The organism is Streptomyces sp. NPDC058289 (assembly GCF_042880975.1).
GTDB classification, from domain to species: Bacteria; Actinomycetota; Actinomycetes; order Streptomycetales; family Streptomycetaceae; genus Streptomyces; species Streptomyces stoeckheimensis.
In genome coordinates this window covers 1-17,875 of the sequence record NZ_JBHVYI010000071.1, presented here as the reverse complement: position 1 = coordinate 17,875, position 17,875 = coordinate 1, and the positions used below count along the sequence as shown (strand labels likewise).

Below are 17,875 nucleotides of genomic sequence, written 5' to 3'. Positions count from 1 at the left end.
CGTGTGTCGTGCTACGCCCTCCCCGGCCGGTCCAGTATGGCCGCTGATGTACGCAGTGTGTACGGCGCGGGGCGGCTCCCGGGGCCCATGCGGCGCATCGCTTTCAAGATGTGACCTGGAGGCAGCTGCCAGCGCAGACCTGCGGGAATGCTGCGCAGCAGGCTACCGGTGAGACGCAGGCGGCGGGTGACGCTGCGCGGGGCCGGTGCGGGGCGGCCGTACAGCTGGTGCGCCCAGCCGGGGAGGGATCCGTAGGCGAGGCCGGCGAGCGGGCGCCACACCAGGTTTCGGCCAGGGACGAGGAGGGGGTGGATGGGCGGGGCGCACAGGAAGGCGTCGACGGCGTGGGCGTCGGGTCCGGCGGCGAGTTCGGGACGGATCCGCTCGAAGTAGGCGGCGAGGGCCGCGGTGTCCCCCGGTACCCCGGACGGGTCGAGACCGACGAGCCGGGCGTTGACGCGGTTCTCGGCCACGTAGCGGTCCGCCTGCGCGGGGGTGAGCGGGACCCCGGAGCGGCGCAGGACGTGCAGGAAGCTGTCGATCTGGGCGCAGTGGATCCAGAGCAACAACTCGGGCTCGTCCACGCGGAACCGTGCGCCGGTGGCCGGATCGGTCGCCGACAGCATGGTGTGGATCTTGCGGACGCGGGCGCCGGCCCGCTCGGCGGCCTCGGTGGTGCCGTAGGTGACCGTGCCGACGAAGTCGGCGGTGCGCAGCAGGCGTCCCCAGGCGTCGCCCCCGCCGTTCTCCCCGCTGAAGGCGGAGCTGTTCTCCATGACACCGCGGACCGCGCGCGGGTGCAGGGCCTGGAGGTAGAGCGCGCGGACCCCGGCGATCCACATGACCGGGTCTCCGTGGCACTGCCAGGTCACGGAGCCAGGGCCGTAGAGCCCCGGATCGGGGCCTGCGCTCTCGTCCATGTCCGGATCCTCCCCCGTCGCTGTGGGCTCTTCCAGCATTCCACCGAACGGCCGCACGCACGCACGTGGGCGCATAGGCTTTCCCGCCGGCGGACCGCACCCGCCTCCCCTCGGGACGCGGAGGCACGGTCATGCGTACGGGACAGCTCGAAGGGCAGGTCGCCGTCGTCACGGGCGGCTCGTCCGGCATCGGCCTGGCGACGGCCCGGCGCTTCGTGGCGGAGGGCGCCCGGGTCTTCGTCACCGGCAGGCGGCCGGAGGAACTGGCCGCGGCGGTCCGCGATCTGGGCCCGGGCGCCGTGGCCGTCCGGGGTGACGCCTCCTGCGTCGCCGACCTTGACCGGCTCTACGCGGCGGTCGCGGCCGCGGGCTGCGACGCGATCGACGTACTGGTCGTGAACGCGGGCGGCGGCCCGCCCGGCGGCTTCGCCGAGTTCACCGAGGAGCAGTTCGACGCCACCGCGGACCTCAACTTCCGGGGCGCCTTCTTCACCGTCCAACGGGCCCTGCCGCTGCTGCGCGACGGCGCCTCGGTCATCTTGCTGGGCTCGGCAGCCGGCTCCTCGGCGTCCACGCGGTACGGGGTGTACGCCGCCACGAAGGCGGCCGTACGGTCCCTCGCGCGCAGCCTGGCCCTGGAGCTCGCGGGGCGCGCGATCCGGGTCAACACCCTCAGCCCGGGCCCGATCGACACCCCGGCCCTGGCCGGCGCTCCGGCGCACGTACGCGAGCGGGCGACCGCCGGAGTCCCGCTCGGCCGGGCGGGACGCCCCGAGGAGGTGGCCGCGGCGGCCCTGTTCCTCGCCTCGCGGGAGAGCAGCTTCATCACCGGGATCGAGCTCTTCGTGGACGGTGGAGCCGGCCAGGTCTGAACTCCTGTGGTGTGCCGGACCGGGGGCGGCGGCGTTTCAGTCGGCGGCCGGCGTGAACTCCACGAGCAGGGACTTCGGCCCGCGGGTGAAGACGCCCTCGGCGGCCGGGTCGTACCCCGGGGCGGGCCGGAGGCCGGGCATCGCGTCGAGGAGCTGGTCGACTGCGATCTCGACCTCGGCCTTGGCCAGCAGCGCACCGACGCAGAAGTGCCGTCCGAGTGCGAACGCCAGGTGGTCCGCGGCCGCGGAGAAGGCGGTGGTCGCCGTGAGGTCGTCGCGGAAGAGGTCGAAGCTGTCCGGGTCCTTGTAGCGGCCGGGGTCACGGTTGGCCGCACCGATCAGACAGGTGACGGTGGATCCGGCCGGGATCGTGCCGCCGCTCATGGTCACGTCGACGGCGGTCTGCCGCATGATCATGTGGACCGGCGGGGTGTAGCGCAGGGTCTCCGCGAAGGCGCGGTCGATGAGTCCGCGGTCCCGCCGTACGGCGTCGAGCTGGTGGGGGTTGGCCAGGAGGTTCGCAAAGAGGCCCGCGATGGCCTTGTCCGTGGTTTCGGCGCCCGCCGTGAGCAGGAGGCTGCAGAACGCCTTGATGTCCTCGTCGCTCATGCTCACCCCGTCGACCTCGGCGGTGCAGAGCGCGGACAGCAGGTCGTCTCCGAGGTGTTCCCGTCGGTTCCTGATGATCGGCAGCATGTATGCGGCGAACTCGGCCTGGGCGCGCGCACCTTCGGCCGCCCGTTCCGGGTCCCCGGACAGGTTGGCGACGAACGCCACGAAGGCCCTGTACCAGCCGCTGAGGGCCTCCTGGCCGGACCGGTCCAGTCCGAACATGTCGGCGATGACCGAGATGGGGAAGTGGGAGGCGAATCCGCTCACCAGGTCCACGGAGCCGGAGTCGCGGAAGTCGGCGATCAGTTCCCGGGCGTTGCGCTCGATGATCGGAACGACCGTGTCGCGGAGCGCGTTGCCGCGGAAGGCCGGCGCGACCAGGGCGCGGCGCGCCGCGTGTTCGCGGCCGCTCATCTGGAGCAGGGTCTTGCCGTGCACGGGCTCGGCCTGCCACGCGTAGTTGTCCGTGGTGAAGAGCGCCTCCTTGTCCTTGAAGGCCCGCGAGACGTCCTCGTAGCGCGAGAGGACCCAACTCTGCGTCCCCTCGTGCCAGAAGAGCGGCGCCTCCTCCCGCATGGCCCGGTAGACCGGATAGGGATTCTCTGCGAACTCCTGCGAAAGGATGTCCGGAATCTCGTGCGCGGCGGTCATGGAGTTCCCCCATCGGCTCGGCCCGGCGGCTGTCCTGAGGTGCCACGGCCCCCGTCGGTACGGAGACCGGTCGTGCTGCCACAACGCTCTGTGCGTACGCCTTCCAGCAAACCGCAGGACGTCCGCCACCGCCAGGCTGCCGAAGCGCCGCAAGTCGCGGCCGTGTTGGCCGCCCGGGTCGTGCTCGGCCGGGTTGATGTCGCCGCGACCGCCCACCCTCACAGCCAGGCCGTAGCCAGCCAGGCGGTCACGGCCGCCGCGACGAAGAGCCCGGCGTTGAGGGCGATCTGCCGGTCTCCACGGCGCAGGTGGACCACGGTCGCGCCGATCTGCAGGACGACGAAGCCGATCGCCGCAGCCAGGGCCGACCAGGGGGCGGTGCCGGTCAGCGGCGGCAGGACCAGCCCGATCGCCCCGAGCACTTCGATCACACCGATGGCCCGGACGGCCGGCATCGGGGTGCTGTCCACCCAGGCCATCATGGGCCGGAGCTGCTCGCGGCTCCGCAGCACCTTCACTCCGCCCCCGTAGAGGTAGAACAGGGCGAGCAGGCCGGCGACGATCCAGTACGCGTTCTTCATGCGTCGAGTCCACCGCCGGGGGCACCCCGCTGTCCAAGACCCGTTCGGCGACCTCGATACCCTACGGGTATCGTTGGGCCATGGAGCTACGCACGCTGCGCTATTTCGTGGCGGTCGCCGAGGACCTCCACTTCGGCCGGGCCGCCGCCCGGCTGCACATGAGCCAGCCGCCGCTGAGCCGGGCGATCAAGCAGTTGGAGACCGAGTTCGGCGCAACGCTGTTCGACCGGTCCTCCGCAGGTGTCGCGCTCACCCCCGTGGGGGCGGTGCTGCTCGACGAGGCCCGCGCCCTGCTCGACCAGGCCGACCGGGTGCGCGTGCGCGTGAGCACGGCGGCCGGCGCCGCGACTCTGACCGTCGGCGTACTGGGTGACAGCACGGACCCGGCCGCGGCCCGGCTGGCCGACGACTACCGCCGGCTGCACCCGCGTGTCGAGGTGCGCGTCCGCGAGACCGACCTGACCGATCCCACCTGCGGGCTGCACGCCGGGTCGGTGGACGTGGCCCTGACCCGCGCGCCGTTCGACGAGACCGGCCTGTCCGTGCACGCGTTGCGCGCCGACCCGGTGGGGGCGCTGCTGCGCGCCGACGATCCCCTGGCCCGCCACGGCAGCCTGTCGCTGGCCGACCTGGCCGACCGCCGCTGGTTCCTGTTCCCTGAGGGGACCGATCCCGTCTGGCAGACGTACTGGAACGGCGGAGGGCCCCGCGAGGGTCCGGTGGTACGCGCCGTCCAGGAGTGCCGGCAAGCAGTTCTCTGGAACGGCACGGTCGGCATGACGATCCTGGCCCACCGGCCCGGGCAGGGCCTCACCGTGGTGCCGCTGACCGACATGCCACCGAGCCGGGTGGTGGTCGCGTGGAGGGAAGGCGACACGAATCCCCTGATCCGCTCGTTCGTCCGGATCGCGACCACCGCCTACCGCGGCTGACCGCTCAGCGGCGCACCCTCGGCATGCCCAGGCCGATCCACGAGATGATCTCCCGCTGGATCTCGTTGTTGCCTCCGCCGAAGGTGAAGATGACCGCGCTGCGGTAGCCGCGCTCCAGTTCGCCGTGCAGGACCGCGCCCGCGGAGCCGTCCTTGAGGGAGCCGGCCGCGCCGACCACCTCCATCAGCCAGGCGTACGCGTCCCTGCGCGCCTCCGAGCCGTAGACCTTGACGGCGGAGGCGTCCTGCGGGGTGAGGTTGCCGTCCTGGACGGCGTTGACCATCTGCCAGTTCAGCAGCTTCATCGCGTCGAGGCGGGCGTGGGTGCGGGCGAGGCGGCCGCGGACCCAGGAGAGGTCGATGACGCGGCGGCCGTCGGCGAGCTTGGTCTCGGCGGCCCACCGCTGGACGTCGTGCAGGGCGCGGATGGCCATGGTGCCGTGGGCGGCGAGGGTGACGCGCTCGTGGTTGAGCTGGTTGGTGATCAGGCGCCAGCCCTTGTTCTCCTGGCCGACGCGGCGGCTCGCGGGGACGCGGATGTTCTCGTAGTAGCTGGCCGTGGTGTCGTGCGAGGCCAGGGTGTTGATGAGGGTGCAGGAATAGCCGGGGTCGAAGGTCGGTACGAGGAGCATGGTGATGCCCTTGTGGGCGGGGGCGTCCGGGTCGGTGCGGACGGCGAGCCAGACCCAGTCGGCGGTGTCGCCGTTGGTGGTCCAGATCTTCTGCCCGTCGACCACGTAGGTGCCGGTCTCCTCGTCGCCCTCGCGGACGGCCTTGCACTTGAGGGCGGCGAGGTCGGTGCCGGCGTCGGGCTCGCTGTAGCCGATGGCGAAGTCGATCTCCCCGGCGAGGATCTTGGGCAGGAAGTACGCCTTCTGCTCGTCGGTGCCGAACTGCATGATGGTCGGCCCGACGGTGTTGAGCGCCATCAGCGGCAGCGGTACGACGGCCTGCGCGGCCTCGTCGAAGAAGATGAACTGGTCCATGGGCGACATCCCGCGCCCGCCGTACTCCTTGGGCCAGCCGACCCCGAGCCAGCCGTCGGCGCCGAGCCGGCGGATGGTCTCCCGGTAGAAGCGCTTCTGTTCGGCCGGGTCCTCGTACCGCGCGTAGACGTCGTCCGGGATCAGTTCGGCGAAGTAGGCGCGCAGCTCGGCGCGCAACCGCTGCTGCTCAGGCGTGTATTCGAGGTGCACGGCCCCTCCGGGTCTCTCGTGGCTCAGGTCGCGCGGCCGTCCGCCGCCGCTGCGGGGGCAGACTAGAACCTGTTCCAAGAATCCGGAAGGGTCAGCGGGTCATCACCCCCGTTCCGCACTGCGCGGGCCGGATCAGGACCTTGATGTGTTCCTCGGGGCGCCGCAGGGAGGCGAAGGCCGCGTCCAGCCCGCCGAAGCCCGCTTCTCCCGTGACCAGGGACGCGGGGTCGATGCGGCCGTCGGCGAGGCGGGCGAGGGTGGCGCCGAACTCCTCGGGCGGGTAGGTCAGGCACATGCGGATCGTGACGTCCTTGTAGATGCCGACCACCGGCCGGATCACGTCCTCGGTCATCACCCCGCCGATCTGCAGGATCTCGGCGCCGCGCGGGACGGTGTGCAGGAGTTGGTTCAACATGCCGGGTACGCCCACGCAGTTCACGACCACGGTGGGGCGCGGGCGGGCTCCCGCCAGTTCCGCGCAGAGTCGTACGGGGTCCTGCGCGGCCGGGTCCACCACCGCGTGCGCGCCGAGCCGGGCGGCGGCCGCCCGGCGCAGCGGCGACGGGTCGGAGGCCACCACCGGTCCGGCGCCGCGCTCCAGCAGCGCGGCGACGGCCCCGAGCCCGACCGGGCCGCAGCCGACGACCACGGCCGGGGTGTCCCTTCCCGCCGCGCTCCGGGCGATGTTGCCGAAACCCACGGCCAGCGGCTCGGTGAGGGCGGCGAGCCCGAGGTCCAGGGACGGCGGGACGCGCAGCAGCGCCTGCGCCTGTACGACGATCCGTTCGCCGAATCCGCCGGGGAAGGCGTTGCTGTAGCCCACGGTACGCACGACGCCGCCCGGGTCGACCGCCCAGGGCAGGCCGACGACCCCGGTGCCCGGTTCGGGACCGGTCGCGCCGGGCCCGTAGGAGAGGACCCGGCCGGAGAACTCGTGGCCCATCACCAGCGGCCGGTCCGGGTCGAAGAGGAAGCTGGTGGTTCCGCTGTCCCGGGAGGCCCGGAGGAACTCGTCGGTGTGCGCGACGGCGCTCAGGTCGGAGCCGCAGATCCCGCAGGCGGCGGTCTCCACGAGTGCCTGCCCGGGGCCGGGCACCGGATCCAGGTGCTCCCGTACGCGGAACCGGCCCTCCTCGAGCACGGCTGCCCTCAACGGACCTCTCCCTTGCGGGCGATGGCATCCATCGTGGCCCGGCGCATCGCCCCGATGAACCGTTCGCTGTTGCGCCCGGCCCACTCCAGGCTGGCGCGGCGCGCTTCGGTGTGTCCGGTGAGCCGGGGGACGACCCGCTCGGCGAAGAGCTCCAGGCTGCGCAGGGCGGCCGCGGGCTCGGCGAGGTCCAGTCGCAGGATGAGGAAGGTCCCGAACCCGCCGGTCTTGTCCGCGAGTTGCTCGATCCTCTGCACGGCGTCCTCGGGGGTTCCGATGACGGCCCGGCCGAAGGTGGGCAGCCCTTCGGTGGTCCACCGCTCGACGGCGCCGGCCGGGGTGGCGCAGCCGTCCAGCCGGGTACCGCTCAGCTTCTCGATGTAGTCCACGAGGTGCGGCGTGCCGTACTCGGCTTCGCGCAGGGCCTGTTCGCGGGTCTCGGCCAGGTGCACCGGGGTGACCAGCCTCCAGGCGGAGCGATCGGCGGCGCGGCCGGCTTCGCCGCAGGCCCGCTCGTGGGCGGCCCAGTTGGCGTCGAGCACCGCGTACCCGGCGGGGTCGGCCGCGGCGAGCGAGAGCATCCCGACCCCGTGGCGTCCCGCGAGCACCGCCCCGGTCGGCGATACGGCGGAGGCGACCGCAACCTCCAGTTCCCGGCCCCGGTAGGGTCCGAGCTGGAGCCGGGCCTCCTCCAGGGCGAACCAGTCGGTGGCGGCCGTGACCGTCTCCCCGCGCAGCAGCCGCACGATCGCGTCGAGGGCATCGGCCGTCATCGCGCGGGAGCGGAGCAGGTCGACTCCCATCATGAAGGCGTCCGAGGGCAGTTGACCCGGTCCGACCCCAAGCATGGCTCGCCCCCGGGACTGCTGGTCGAGCTGGCAGATCCGGTCGGCGAGGATCAACGGCTGGTGGTAGGGAAGGGAGTTGACCCCGGTTCCGAGCATGATCCGACCGGTGCGTTCGGCGGCCGCGGCGAGGAACACCTCGGGCGAGGCGATGATCTCGTACCCCGCGGAGTGGTGTTCACCGGCCCACAGTTCCTCGTAGCCGAGACGGTCCAGGTCGGCGGCGAGGTCGAGGTCCCGGCGCAGCTGGAGCGCCGGGTCGCCGTCGGGGCGGTGGTAGGGGGCGAGGAACACCCCGAAGCGGTGCGGGAGATACGGCTGCGGCCGCTGCGGTGGCGTGTGCGGTGGCATGTGCTGCGACTGCTGCGGCATGTGCGGTGGCCTTCCCTCGGCGGCGCCTGCTCTGCTCCGGCAATCCGACGAAACACCGCCCGGGACGCAGCTTCAATGCCGGCGCGGCCGTCCTCCCACTGAGTGGGAGGAATCCCGCGGGCCACCGCTCAGCCGTGGCTCAGGTGTAGAGGAAGACGTAGTCGAAGTACACGAGGTCGCGGATGCCGTCGAAGCGGAAGGTGCCCGACGGGACCACGTTCAGGCCTTCCTCCAGGGCGACCTTGTCGTACGTCACGCTCTGCTTCCAGGCCGCACTGGAGGGTACGTACGGTTTCAGCGGGGCGGGCAGCCCGGCCAGGGACCCGACCTCGAAGCGGTGGGCGGGATCGCGCATGATGCGGTTCGCCGTGCCCTGCTTGAGGTGGGCGACCCCGACCAGCCGCATCCGGGAATCCGGGCTCGGGATCGTCCGGTCGCTGCCGGACTCGTCGATGTCGTAGCCCAGCCAGTGCGCGTCGGACACGTCGCCCAGCGCGGTCCAGAAGCGCCGGTTGAGCGGCGCCAGGTCGGTGCGGACCTTCTCCGCGTCTTCTCCCTCGGGCCACATGACGTAGCCGAGCCCCGCTGCGCCGAGCAGCAGCGGGGCCCCCAGTCCCAGAAGAAGCCGCCGTCTGCTGCTGAGGCCCCGCTGTGCGTCCATTCAGTCCCCCGATACCCGTTCCGGTCAGTTCAGGGCGCTGATCATAGCGGCGGCCGTCGCCGTCATGGCCTCCCGTGCGGCGGTCAAATACGGACGGGGATCCGCGGGGGTGAGATGGGTGCGGATGGCCTCGGTCATCGCCACGTTGAGCGCGGTGCCGATGTTGACCTTGCGGATGCCGCCGGCGACGGCCGCGGCGAGTTCCGCGTCCGGCAGACCGGAGGATCCGTGCAGCACGAGCGGCACGTCGACCGTCTTGGCGAGGCGGCCGAGCAGCACGTGGTCCAGGGCCGCGGTGCGGCTGGTCATGGCGTGGCTGCTGCCGATGGCGACGGCCAGCGCGTCCACTCCGGAGTCGGCGACGAACCGCCGCGCCTCGTCGGGGTCGGTACGGGCGCCGGGCGCGTGCGGGTCCAGCGGCGCGGCCCCGTTCTTCCCGCCGACCTCGCCCAGTTCGGCTTCGATCCAGAGCCCGTTGACGTGCGCCCAGTCGGCGGCGGAGCGGGTGGCCTCCAGGTTCTCGGCGTAGGGGAGGTGTGCGGCGTCGTACATGACCGAGCTGAATCCGGCGTCCACGGCCTGCCGCAGCAGTTCTGAGCTCTTGACGTGGTCCAGGTGCAGCCCGACCGGGACCCCGGCGGCCTCGGCGACCGCCACGGCCGCGCGGCTGATCGGCAGCAGCGCCCCGCCGCGGAACTTGACGGCGTTCTCGCTGAGCTGGAGCACCACGGGAAGGCCGGCCGCTTCGGCGCCCGCGACGACCGCTTCGGCGTGCTCCAGCGTGATGATGTTGAAGGCGGCGACGGCGCGGCCCTGGGCGGCGGCGTCCAGGACGAGCCGGCCGGCGGGGACGAGGCTCATCGGACCGCCTCCTCGCCCGTGGTGAGGATGACGGACCGGGTCAGGTTGCGCGGCGCGTCCGGGTCCAGCCCCTGGTGGGCGGCGACGGCGATGGCCAGGCGGTGGACGCGGACCAGTTCGGCGAGCGGGTCGAGGTGCCCGGCCACCCACTGGGCTCCGGTCCCCCGGACCTGTTCGGCGAGCCCTTCGGGGGCGTCGCCGAGCGACCAGGTGGCGGTGCCGGGCGCCGAGACGCTGATGGGACCGTGCCGGTACTCCATGGCCGGGTAGGACTCGGCCCAGGCCAGGGCGGCTTCGCGCATCTTCAGGGCGGCCTCGTTGGCGAGTCCGACGCTCCAGCCCCGCCCGAGGAAGGTGAACTGTCCCCGGGTCTCCAGCTCCGCGGGGAGCGGGTCGGCCAGTGCGGCGCGCGCGTCCGCGACGACGGACGGGCTGTGCAGGCCGACGTGGGCGCGCAGCAGGGTGAGGGCGGTGGTGGCGAAGCGGGTCTGCACGACGGACTGCTCGTCGGCGAAGTCGAGGACGACGAGCGCGTCGGCGAGGGTGATGACGGGGGTGGCGGGGTCCCCGATGACGGCGGTGGTGGGCACGCCCGCTTCCCGCAGCCCGGCCAGCAGGTCGAGGACCTCGGTGGTGGTCCCGGACCGGGTCAGCGCGACGACCCGGTCGTAGCGCCGGTGGCGGGGGAACTCCGAGGCGGGGAAGGCGTCGGTCTCGCCCTGCCCTGCCTCCTCGCGCAACACGGCGGCGGCCTGGGCCATGTAGTACGAGGTCCCGCATCCGACGATCGCGGTACGCTCCCCCGGCCGCGGCAGCACCGCCCGGTGTTCCGGGGCCAGTTCGGCGGCCCGCTCCCAGCATGCGGGCTGCGTGCCCAACTCGTACGCGACATGGCTCATGGCGGCTCCCTAGCGCGGTGCGTGCACCCGTGAGTGCGTGTTCTTGCAAGATACTGGGCCCTTTCGCGCAACTTCAAGCATCTCAGGAATCATCTCCTGCGTTAATCTCGACGTGTAGGCCAAGAGGGAGCGCCGAAACGAACGGCGACGCGAATATCGAAGGCAAGACCGGAAGGGCGGCCGATGACCCGCAAGGAACGCTGGCAGACACTGCTGGACCTGCTGGTGGAGCGGGGCGAGCTGGAAGTGGAACCCGCCGCCGAGGCCCTCGGCGTGTCCGCCGCCACCATCCGGCGCGACCTCGACCAGCTCGCCGAGCAGCAGCTGCTGGTCCGCACGCGCGGCGGAGCGGTCCTGCACGGGGTCTCGTACGAACTCCCGCTGCGCTACCGCACCTCGCGCCGGGCCGCCGAGAAGAGCCGCATCAGCGAAACCGTCGCGGCCCTGATCGTCCCCGGCGAGGTGATCGGCCTGACCGGCGGCACCACGACCACCGAGGTGGCGCGTGCGCTGGCCGCCCGCCCCGACCTCGCCACCGGCTCCCCCGCCCTCACCGTGGTCACCAACGCGCTGAACATCGCGGGCGAGCTGGTCATCAGACCGCAGTTCAAGATCGTGCTCACCGGTGGCGTGGCCCGGCCCCAGTCCTACGAGCTCACCGGCCCGCTCGCCATGGGGGTGCTCGGGCAGCTCTCCGTGGACACCGCCGTCGTCGGCGTGGACGCCTTCGACCCGGCGGACGGGGCCGCCACCCGCCACGAGGACGAGGCGGCCATGAACCGGCTGCTCTGCGAACGCGCCCGCCGCGTGGTGATCGCCGCCGACTCCAGCAAGCTCGGCGTCCGCGCCTTCGCCCGCATCGTCGCCACCGACGCCGTGGACGTACTCGTGACGGACACCGGCCTGTCTCCGTCGGTGGCCGAGGCCTTCGAGGCGGCGGGCGTGGAGGTCATCCGCGCCTGATCTGATCACACGGCCGGGGGCAGCCGACCCGGGGGCCGCCCCCGGGGCCGCCCCGCGCGGCCTCCTAGACTCCCCGGATGGCAGACGATCCTCTCCGGCTCACCGTCCTGGGCAGCGCGACGCCCTACCCGCGCGCCGACAACCCCTGCTCCGGCTACCTGCTCGAAGGCGGCGGCGCCCGGGTCTGGGTCGACGCGGGCAGCGGAACGCTCGGGCCGCTGCAACGGCACGTCGGACTGGGCGAGTTGGACGCCATATGGATCTCGCACCTGCACGCCGACCACACGGCCGACCTGCTGACCGCGTACTACGGCCTGCTGTACGCCGACGTACGACGGCCCGCGCCGCTCCCCCTCTACGGGCCGCCCGGCATCGCCGACCGGCTGGCGGGGTTCCTCACCAACGGCCCGGAACGCAGCCCGGTCGAGGCCGCCTTCGAGGTCCACGAGCTGCACGACGGCCACCGTGCGCAGGCCGGAGCGCTCGGCCTCGCCGGCCGGGCGGTGTCCCACGGCATGCCCGCCTTCGCGCTGCGGGCCGAGTCGGGAGGCCGGTCACTCGTGTACTCCGGGGACACGGCGCCCTGTTCGGCCCTGACCCGGTTCGCCGAGGACTGCACGCTCCTGGTCTGCGAGGCCGACAGCTCCGCGCACCCGGCCGACGGCGAACCGGTGCACCACACCCCCGAGGAGGCCGGCGACACCGCCCGCGCGGCCCGCGCCGGGCGGCTGGTCCTCACGCACCTCGGCCGGGACCTGGATCCGGCCGAGGCCGTGTCCCGCGCCTCGGCCCGCTACCCCGGGCCGGTCGACTACGCCGCGCCGGGCGCGGTGTTCCCGGCCGGGTAGGCCTTCAGTGCGCCGGGAGCCGGCCCGCCTCGCGGGCGAGGGCCGCCAGGACCGGGGCGATCAGCGGATGCGTTTCGGCTCCGCGCCGGGTGGCGGCGAAGACCCGCCGGGTCGCCGCCGGGCCGGTCACCGGGCGGACCTGGACCTCCTTGAGTTCCATGCCGCGCAGCGCCGAACGGGGCACCAGGGCGACCCCCGCGCCCGCGCCCACCAGCGCGACCACGGCCCGGAAGTCGTCGGAGGAGTGCACCAGCCGGGGCTGGAAGCCCGCGAGTTCGCAGGCGAGCTGCATGACGTCGTGGCAGGGGTTGCCGGGGTACTGGCCCACCCAGTCCGCGTCCGAGAGGCCGGCCAGCGGCACCTCGGGAAGATCCCCGAGGGGGTGGCCGGCGGGCAGGACCGCGTCGAAGGGTTCCGCGTACAGCGGGAGCACGGACAGCCGTCCGTCGTCGGCGCCGGGGGCGCCCCGGTACTCGACGGCCAGGGCCACGTCCGCCTCCCCGTCGAGCAGCAGAGGCAGGCTCTGGTCGCCCTCCGCGTCGCGTACGCGCAGCCGGATCCCGGGGTGGTCGACGGCCAGCCGGGCGATGGCCGGGGCCAGCACCTCGGCGATGCCGGTGGCGAAGGCCGCCACGGTGACGGCGCCCGCAGAACCGCCCGCGTAGGCGGCGAGTTCGGCCTCGGCCCGCTCGAGCTGCGCCAGGACCTCGTGGGCGTGCCCGAGCAGGATCTCGCCGGCCGCGGTGAGGCGTACGCCCCGGCCGCTGCGGGTCAGCAGGGCGTGCCCCGTCTCCTGCTCCAGCGCCGCGAGCTGCTGCGACACGGCGGAGGGGGTGAGGTACAGAGCTGCGGCCGCGGCGGTCACCGTACGGTGGTCCGCCACGGCCCGCAGAATGCGCAGCCGGCGGGGGTCGATCACCCCACCATTCTCGCAGCCCACAAGCCCCTGCCGCCCCGACCGAACGTGCGGGGCCGGCGCCGGGCGCCGGCGTGAACCGAGTCGGGGGTCACGCCCTCCGGCCGGGTGCGTGGCCCGGACCAGGCGGGGGTGCTGTCCCCTACCCGCCCTTCGCCCGTTCCCGGGGCTGCGCCCGGACCCGTCCTGGGGCTCCGCCCCAGACCCCGGTCCTCAAGCGCCGGACGGCTGGATTTGGCGGGCGCAGCCTGCATGTGCGGGCACGTGCGCACCGAATCCAGCCGGGCGCCGGCCAAAGACCAGCCCCTCCGGCGTTCGAGGGGCCGGCCCGGGCTCAGTTCTCGGCGCCCGCCAGGGACGCCCGCGCGTCGATGAACGCCGCGATCGCGCGTTCCACGTCGGCCGTCGAGTGCGCGGCCGAGAGCTGGACGCGGATCCGCGCCGCGCCCATCGGGACCACCGGGTAGGAGAAGCCGATCACGTAGACCCCGCGCTCCAGCAGGAGTTCCGCCGTCTTGGCCGCCTCCGCCGCGTCGCCGATCATCACCGGGGCGATGGCGTGGTCGCCGGGCAGGATCTCGAAGCCGGCCTCGGTCATCTTCGTACGGAAGAGCGCGGTGTTGGCGGCGAGCCGCTCGCGCAGGTCGTCGGCCGACTCCAGCAGGTCGAGGACCTTGAGGGAGGCCGCCGCGATGACCGGGGCGAGGGAGTTCGAGAAGAGGTACGGGCGCGAGCGCTGACGCAGCAGCTCGACGATCTCGGCGCGCGCCGCGACGTAGCCGCCGGAGGCCCCGCCCAGCGCCTTGCCGAGGGTGCCGGTGATGATGTCCACGCGGTCCATGACCCCGTGCAGTTCCGGGGTGCCGCGGCCGCCGGGGCCGACGAAGCCGACGGCGTGCGAGTCGTCGACCATGACCATGGCGTCGTAGCGCTCCGCGAGGTCGCAGATCTCGGCGAGCGGGGCGACGTAACCGTCCATGGAGAACACGCCGTCGGTGACGATCAGCTTGCGGCGGGCACCGCCCTCTGTGGCCTCCTTGAGCCTGGTCTCCAGCTCCGCCATGTCGCGGTTGGCGTAGCGGAAGCGGCGCGCCTTGGAGAGGCGGATGCCGTCGATGATCGAGGCGTGGTTGAGGGCGTCGGAGATCACCGCGTCCTCGGGGCCGAGGATGGTCTCGAAGACTCCGCCGTTGGCGTCGAAGCAGGAGGAGTAGAGGATCGTGTCCTCCTGGCCGAGGAAGGCGGAGAGCCGCGCCTCCAGCTCCTTGTGCACCTCCTGCGTACCGCAGATGAAGCGCACGGAGGCCATTCCGTAGCCCCAGCGGTCCAGGGCCTCCTTCGCCGCGGTGACCACCTCGGGGTGGTCCGCGAGACCGAGGTAGTTGTTGGCGCAGAAGTTGAGCACCTCGCCGGCGGCGCCGCCCGAGGTCACGGCCACGGCGGCGTTCTGCGGGGTGCCGATGACGCGCTCGGGCTTGTGCAGACCCGCGGCGCGGATCTCGTCGAGGGTCGTACGGAGGTCCGCGCGGACGGTCTCGAACATGTGCGGTGCTCTCTTTCTCCTGGTGCGGCGGAGGGAGGGGGGGCCGGGCCCCGCGGAGGGGGGGAGGGTGGTGCGGGGCCCGGCCGGAGGGAAATGGTCTGTGGGGCTGAACGCCCAGGGGCAGGGCCCGGGCGGCAATGCCCGGGCGGCCAAGCCAAGGCGGCCAAGCCAAGGCCGCTACGGCCCGGGCGACTGCGCCCGGATCGCTACGCCTGGGTCCAGTCCAGGATGATCTTGCCGCTGCGGGCGGTCGCGGCCTCGTCGAACGCGGCCTCGAAGTCCCCGTAGGCGTACCGGCCGGTGATGACGGGGCTGAGGTCGAGCCCGCCCTCCAGCAGCACGGTCATCGCGTACCAGGTCTCGAACATCTCACGGCCGTAGATGCCCTTGATCGTGATCATCGAGGTGACGACCTTGGCCCAGTCGACGGCGAAGTCCTGCGCCGGCAGGCCCAGCATGGCGATCCGGCCGCCGTGCGTCATGTTGTCGATCATGTCGCGCATGGCCTCGCCGCGGCCGGACATCTCCAGACCGATGTCGAAGCCCTCGCGCAGGCCGAGCTGGGCCTGCGCATCGGCGATGGTCGCCTTCGAAACGTCGAGCGCGAGGGTGGCGCCGGCCTTGCGGGCGATCTCCAGACGCTCCGGGCTGACGTCGGTGATGACCACGTTGCGCGCTCCCGCGTGCCGGGCCACGGCCGCCGCCATGATCCCGATCGGGCCCGCGCCGGTGATCAGTACGTCCTCGCCGACCAGCGGGAAGGAGAGCGCGGTGTGCACGGCGTTGCCGAAGGGGTCGAAGATCGCCGCGACGTCGAGGTCCACCTTGGTCCGGTGCACCCACACGTTCTGCGCGGGCAGCACCACGTACTCGGCGAAGGCCCCGTCGCGTCCCACTCCGAGCCCGATCGTGCTGCGGCACAGGTGGCGGCGCCCGGCCAGGCAGTTGCGGCACTTCCCGCACACCAGGTGGCCCTCGCCGCTGACCAGTGCGCCGACCTCGATGTCGGAGGACACGTCCGCACCGAGCGCGGCCACCTCGCCGACGAACTCGTGGCCGAGCACGAGGGGGGTCTTGACGGCGCCCTGCGCCCAGCCGTCCCAGGAGCGGATGTGCAGGTCGGTCCCGCAGATGCCGGTCCGCAGCACCTTGATCAGCACGTCGCCGGGGCCGTACTCGGGCTCGGGAACGTCCATGAGCCACAGCCCGGGTTCGGCCTTGTGCTTGACGAGTGCCTTCATGGGGTGGCTCCAGGCATGCGGAAGGAAGCGCTACGGGGCGTGCGGGCCGGGCAGCGTTCGGACGGCACCAATCTGCCGACCTGCGGGTGATCAGTCCATCGAGGATTTCTTAAGCGGGTCCACAGCCCAGCTTCACGCCTATGCTCCTCAGGTGACGGGCAGGGGCCGGGGAGTGGGCCGGGCCGGGAATGGGGGAGGTGAGGGGCGTGCCGAGTCTGCGCAGCAGGGCGCTTTCGGTCGCGCTGATCGCGGCGGGTCGGCGAAGACGGTTCGGGAGCGCCGAGGCGGTCCGTACCCGGGTGGCGGAATCGATGCGGCGCCCGGCGTCGCACCTCCCCCCGCATTCGCTGGGCCGGGTGGCGGAGGTCTCGCGGACCTTCGTCGGGGCCTGGCCGGTGTACGAGGTCTCGCCGCTCGGCGTGGAACCGGCCGCCCGGGTGCTGTACGTGCACGGCGGCGGGTACATCAACGAACTGGTCCGGGCGCACTGGTCGCTGATCCGGACCCTGGTCACGCAGGCGCAGGCCCGGGTCGTCGTACCGGCGTACATACTGGCCCCGCGCGGAACCGCCGACCGGACCGTCCCGGTCGCCGCCGACCTGCTCAGCGGCCTGATCGCGAGCGGGGACGCGGGCGGCACGGTGCTCCTCGGGGATTCTGCGGGCGCCGGGCTGGCGCTGGCCGCGGCCCAGCGGCTGCGCGACCGCAACGGGGCGCAGCCGTCGCGGATCGTGCTGATCTCGCCCTGGCTGGACGTGTCCATGAGCCACCCCGACCAGGCGGCCATCGAGGCGGGCGACCCGATGCTGGCCCGCCCCGGCCTGCGGGAGGCCGGGCGGCTGTACGCGGGCAACCTGGCGGCCGACGATCCCCGGGTGAGCCCGCTGCACGGGTCGTTCGCGGGGCTGGCCCCGCTGACGGTGTTCACCGGCACCCGGGACGTCCTGACGACCGACAGCCGCGAACTGCTGAACCGGGCGCGGGCGGCCGGCGCCGAGGTGGAGTTCATCGAGGAGCCGGGGCTGCCGCACGACTACCCGCTGATGCCGGTCCCGGAGGGCAGGGCGGCCCGCGACCGGATCGTGGAGCTGGTCCGCGCGGCGGCGGCGGAGTCCTGAGGCGCGCCGGGCGGGGGGTCGGGCCCCGTCCCCGTCCCCGTCCGATGACCGTCCCGGTGACCCTCGGGGTCCGAGAAAAGGACCGGGCCCCGACCCATGGGGGCGGTCGGGGCGCGGAGTAGGGCCGGGCACGCCGGCACGGGCCCTTCAGCTCCACCGGCTCGGGTGAAGCGGGCGAACTACCAGCGGAAGGTTTCCCAGGGACCGGCGGTCGACGAGCGGGCTCGCAGCTTGGCGTAGCCGTCACCGGTGTATCCGAGTTCGGCGGAGACGAAGCCCTCGTTGGCGTAAGACCAGAAGGCCGTGTTCCCCTGACCGGGTGCGGTGGACGTGTAGAACTTCTCCCACGGGCCTACCTCCGTGGCGCGCGCACGCAGTTCCCCGTAGTCGGACCCGCCGTAACCGAGTTCCGCCGAGACGATGCGGCCGTTGGCCTCCGACCACAGGACCGTATACCCGGTGTCCCGGCTCCGGCAGAGGCCGAACAGCTCCCAGGGGCCGATCGCCGTGCCGCGAGCCCGCAGCTCGCCGTAACGTGCTCCCGCGTACCCGAGTTCGGCGGAGACGAACTGGCCGTTCGCTCCCCTGATGGTGATGTCGTCGTAGCAGTCCACCGTGTCGAGGGGCTGAGCCGCACTCAGCGCCGTCGTGGCTGCCCGGCGAGCGGCGTCGGCCGGCGCGGCGTCGGCCGGGGC

The 17,875-nt window shown here is 73.0% G+C and carries 18 protein-coding genes; 5 read left to right on the top strand and 13 right to left on the bottom strand.

The window, feature by feature from the left end; translation table 11 throughout:
• Positions 1–11: 11 nt before the first annotated feature.
• Positions 12–920 (bottom strand): oxygenase MpaB family protein, encoded by a 909-nt coding sequence (locus tag ACFVX6_RS29615; protein WP_389696586.1) that lies wholly within the window; start codon positions 918–920, stop codon positions 12–14.
• 131 nt (positions 921–1,051) lie between these two features.
• Here ACFVX6_RS29615 and ACFVX6_RS29610 point away from each other — a divergent pair, with 131 nt between their 5' ends.
• Positions 1,052–1,792, top strand: a complete 741-nt coding sequence (locus tag ACFVX6_RS29610; RefSeq protein WP_389696584.1) for an SDR family oxidoreductase — start codon at positions 1,052–1,054, stop codon at positions 1,790–1,792.
• 36 nt (positions 1,793–1,828) lie between these two features.
• Here the strand turns inward: ACFVX6_RS29610 and ACFVX6_RS29605 are convergent, their stop codons facing one another.
• Both ACFVX6_RS29605 and ACFVX6_RS29600 read right to left on the bottom strand, forming a co-directional pair.
• A complete protein-coding gene (locus ACFVX6_RS29605; RefSeq protein WP_389696582.1) occupies positions 1,829–3,055 on the bottom strand; it encodes a cytochrome P450 in 1,227 nt (408 codons plus the stop codon).
• Positions 3,056–3,273: 218 nt separating this feature from the next.
• Positions 3,274–3,636, bottom strand: coding sequence for a DoxX family protein (locus ACFVX6_RS29600; RefSeq protein ID WP_389696580.1), 363 nt, complete (start codon positions 3,634–3,636; stop codon positions 3,274–3,276).
• A gap of 80 nt (positions 3,637–3,716) precedes the next feature.
• On the opposite strand from ACFVX6_RS29600, the gene ACFVX6_RS29595 reads away from it, so the two are divergent.
• Positions 3,717–4,568 carry a LysR family transcriptional regulator gene (locus tag ACFVX6_RS29595; RefSeq protein ID WP_389696578.1) on the top strand — a complete coding sequence of 284 codons (852 nt, stop codon included), beginning with the start codon at positions 3,717–3,719 and terminating at the stop codon, positions 4,566–4,568.
• A gap of 4 nt (positions 4,569–4,572) precedes the next feature.
• On the opposite strand, the gene ACFVX6_RS29590 is transcribed toward ACFVX6_RS29595, so the two are convergent.
• The 6 genes from ACFVX6_RS29590 to ACFVX6_RS29565 form a co-directional block, all read right to left on the bottom strand.
• Positions 4,573–5,763, bottom strand: a complete 1,191-nt coding sequence (locus ACFVX6_RS29590) for an acyl-CoA dehydrogenase family protein (RefSeq protein ID WP_389696576.1) — start codon at positions 5,761–5,763, stop codon at positions 4,573–4,575.
• Positions 5,764–5,854: 91 nt separating this feature from the next.
• The gene (locus ACFVX6_RS29585; RefSeq protein WP_389696574.1) at positions 5,855–6,916 is read right to left on the bottom strand and encodes a zinc-binding dehydrogenase; all 1,062 of its coding nucleotides are present in this window, start codon (positions 6,914–6,916) and stop codon (positions 5,855–5,857) included.
• Positions 6,913–8,130, bottom strand: a complete 1,218-nt coding sequence (locus tag ACFVX6_RS29580; RefSeq protein WP_389696572.1) for an LLM class flavin-dependent oxidoreductase — start codon at positions 8,128–8,130, stop codon at positions 6,913–6,915. Before ACFVX6_RS29580 ends, ACFVX6_RS29585 begins: the two co-directional genes overlap by 4 nt.
• A 139-nt stretch (positions 8,131–8,269) precedes the next feature.
• Complete coding sequence (locus ACFVX6_RS29575; RefSeq protein WP_389696570.1) at positions 8,270–8,791, bottom strand: hypothetical protein; 522 nt, start codon at positions 8,789–8,791, stop codon at positions 8,270–8,272.
• Between the two features lie 24 nt (positions 8,792–8,815).
• A complete protein-coding gene (locus tag ACFVX6_RS29570) occupies positions 8,816–9,652 on the bottom strand; it encodes a ketose-bisphosphate aldolase (RefSeq protein WP_389696568.1) in 837 nt (278 codons plus the stop codon).
• A complete protein-coding gene (locus ACFVX6_RS29565; RefSeq protein ID WP_389696566.1) occupies positions 9,649–10,551 on the bottom strand; it encodes an SIS domain-containing protein in 903 nt (300 codons plus the stop codon). The genes ACFVX6_RS29570 and ACFVX6_RS29565 overlap by 4 nt, the downstream gene beginning before the upstream one ends.
• Positions 10,552–10,734: 183 nt before the next feature.
• Between ACFVX6_RS29565 and ACFVX6_RS29560 the strand changes: the two genes are divergently transcribed.
• The gene (locus ACFVX6_RS29560) at positions 10,735–11,514 is read left to right on the top strand and encodes a DeoR/GlpR family DNA-binding transcription regulator (RefSeq protein WP_389696564.1); all 780 of its coding nucleotides are present in this window, start codon (positions 10,735–10,737) and stop codon (positions 11,512–11,514) included.
• A 77-nt stretch (positions 11,515–11,591) separates the two neighbouring features.
• On the top strand, positions 11,592–12,362 hold the full coding sequence (locus ACFVX6_RS29555) for an MBL fold metallo-hydrolase (RefSeq protein ID WP_389696562.1): 771 nt from the start codon (positions 11,592–11,594) through the stop codon (positions 12,360–12,362).
• A 4-nt stretch (positions 12,363–12,366) separates the two neighbouring features.
• On the opposite strand, the gene ACFVX6_RS29550 is transcribed toward ACFVX6_RS29555, so the two are convergent.
• The 3 genes from ACFVX6_RS29550 to tdh form a co-directional block, all read right to left on the bottom strand.
• Positions 12,367–13,281, bottom strand: a complete 915-nt coding sequence (locus tag ACFVX6_RS29550; RefSeq protein ID WP_389696560.1) for a LysR substrate-binding domain-containing protein — start codon at positions 13,279–13,281, stop codon at positions 12,367–12,369.
• A gap of 331 nt (positions 13,282–13,612) precedes the next feature.
• Positions 13,613–14,821, bottom strand: a complete 1,209-nt coding sequence (locus ACFVX6_RS29545) for a glycine C-acetyltransferase (RefSeq protein WP_389696558.1) — start codon at positions 14,819–14,821, stop codon at positions 13,613–13,615.
• A 206-nt stretch (positions 14,822–15,027) separates the two neighbouring features.
• Positions 15,028–16,062, bottom strand: a complete 1,035-nt coding sequence (gene tdh / locus ACFVX6_RS29540; protein WP_389696556.1) for an L-threonine 3-dehydrogenase — start codon at positions 16,060–16,062, stop codon at positions 15,028–15,030.
• 206 nt (positions 16,063–16,268) lie between these two features.
• Here tdh and ACFVX6_RS29535 point away from each other — a divergent pair, with 206 nt between their 5' ends.
• The gene (locus tag ACFVX6_RS29535) at positions 16,269–17,180 is read left to right on the top strand and encodes an alpha/beta hydrolase fold domain-containing protein (RefSeq protein ID WP_389696554.1); all 912 of its coding nucleotides are present in this window, start codon (positions 16,269–16,271) and stop codon (positions 17,178–17,180) included.
• Between the two features lie 179 nt (positions 17,181–17,359).
• Here ACFVX6_RS29535 and ACFVX6_RS29530 read toward each other — a convergent pair.
• Positions 17,360–17,875: hypothetical protein (locus ACFVX6_RS29530; protein WP_389696552.1), on the bottom strand; the 516-nt coding region annotated here is incomplete at its 5' end.

Coding starts and splice junctions, on each gene's coding strand:
- ACFVX6_RS29615 (WP_389696586.1), bottom strand. CDS start 920: ATGGACGAGAGCGCAGGCCCCGATCCGGGGCTCTACGGCCCTGGCTCC.
- ACFVX6_RS29610 (WP_389696584.1), top strand. CDS start 1,052: ATGCGTACGGGACAGCTCGAAGGGCAGGTCGCCGTCGTCACGGGCGGC.
- ACFVX6_RS29605 (WP_389696582.1), bottom strand. CDS start 3,055: ATGACCGCCGCGCACGAGATTCCGGACATCCTTTCGCAGGAGTTCGCA.
- ACFVX6_RS29600 (WP_389696580.1), bottom strand. CDS start 3,636: ATGAAGAACGCGTACTGGATCGTCGCCGGCCTGCTCGCCCTGTTCTAC.
- ACFVX6_RS29595 (WP_389696578.1), top strand. CDS start 3,717: ATGGAGCTACGCACGCTGCGCTATTTCGTGGCGGTCGCCGAGGACCTC.
- ACFVX6_RS29580 (WP_389696572.1), bottom strand. CDS start 8,130: ATGCCGCAGCAGTCGCAGCACATGCCACCGCACACGCCACCGCAGCGG.
- ACFVX6_RS29575 (WP_389696570.1), bottom strand. CDS start 8,791: ATGGACGCACAGCGGGGCCTCAGCAGCAGACGGCGGCTTCTTCTGGGA.
- ACFVX6_RS29570 (WP_389696568.1), bottom strand. CDS start 9,652: ATGAGCCTCGTCCCCGCCGGCCGGCTCGTCCTGGACGCCGCCGCCCAG.
- ACFVX6_RS29565 (WP_389696566.1), bottom strand. CDS start 10,551: ATGAGCCATGTCGCGTACGAGTTGGGCACGCAGCCCGCATGCTGGGAG.
- ACFVX6_RS29560 (WP_389696564.1), top strand. CDS start 10,735: ATGACCCGCAAGGAACGCTGGCAGACACTGCTGGACCTGCTGGTGGAG.
- ACFVX6_RS29555 (WP_389696562.1), top strand. CDS start 11,592: ATGGCAGACGATCCTCTCCGGCTCACCGTCCTGGGCAGCGCGACGCCC.
- ACFVX6_RS29545 (WP_389696558.1), bottom strand. CDS start 14,821: ATGTTCGAGACCGTCCGCGCGGACCTCCGTACGACCCTCGACGAGATC.
- tdh (WP_389696556.1), bottom strand. CDS start 16,062: ATGAAGGCACTCGTCAAGCACAAGGCCGAACCCGGGCTGTGGCTCATG.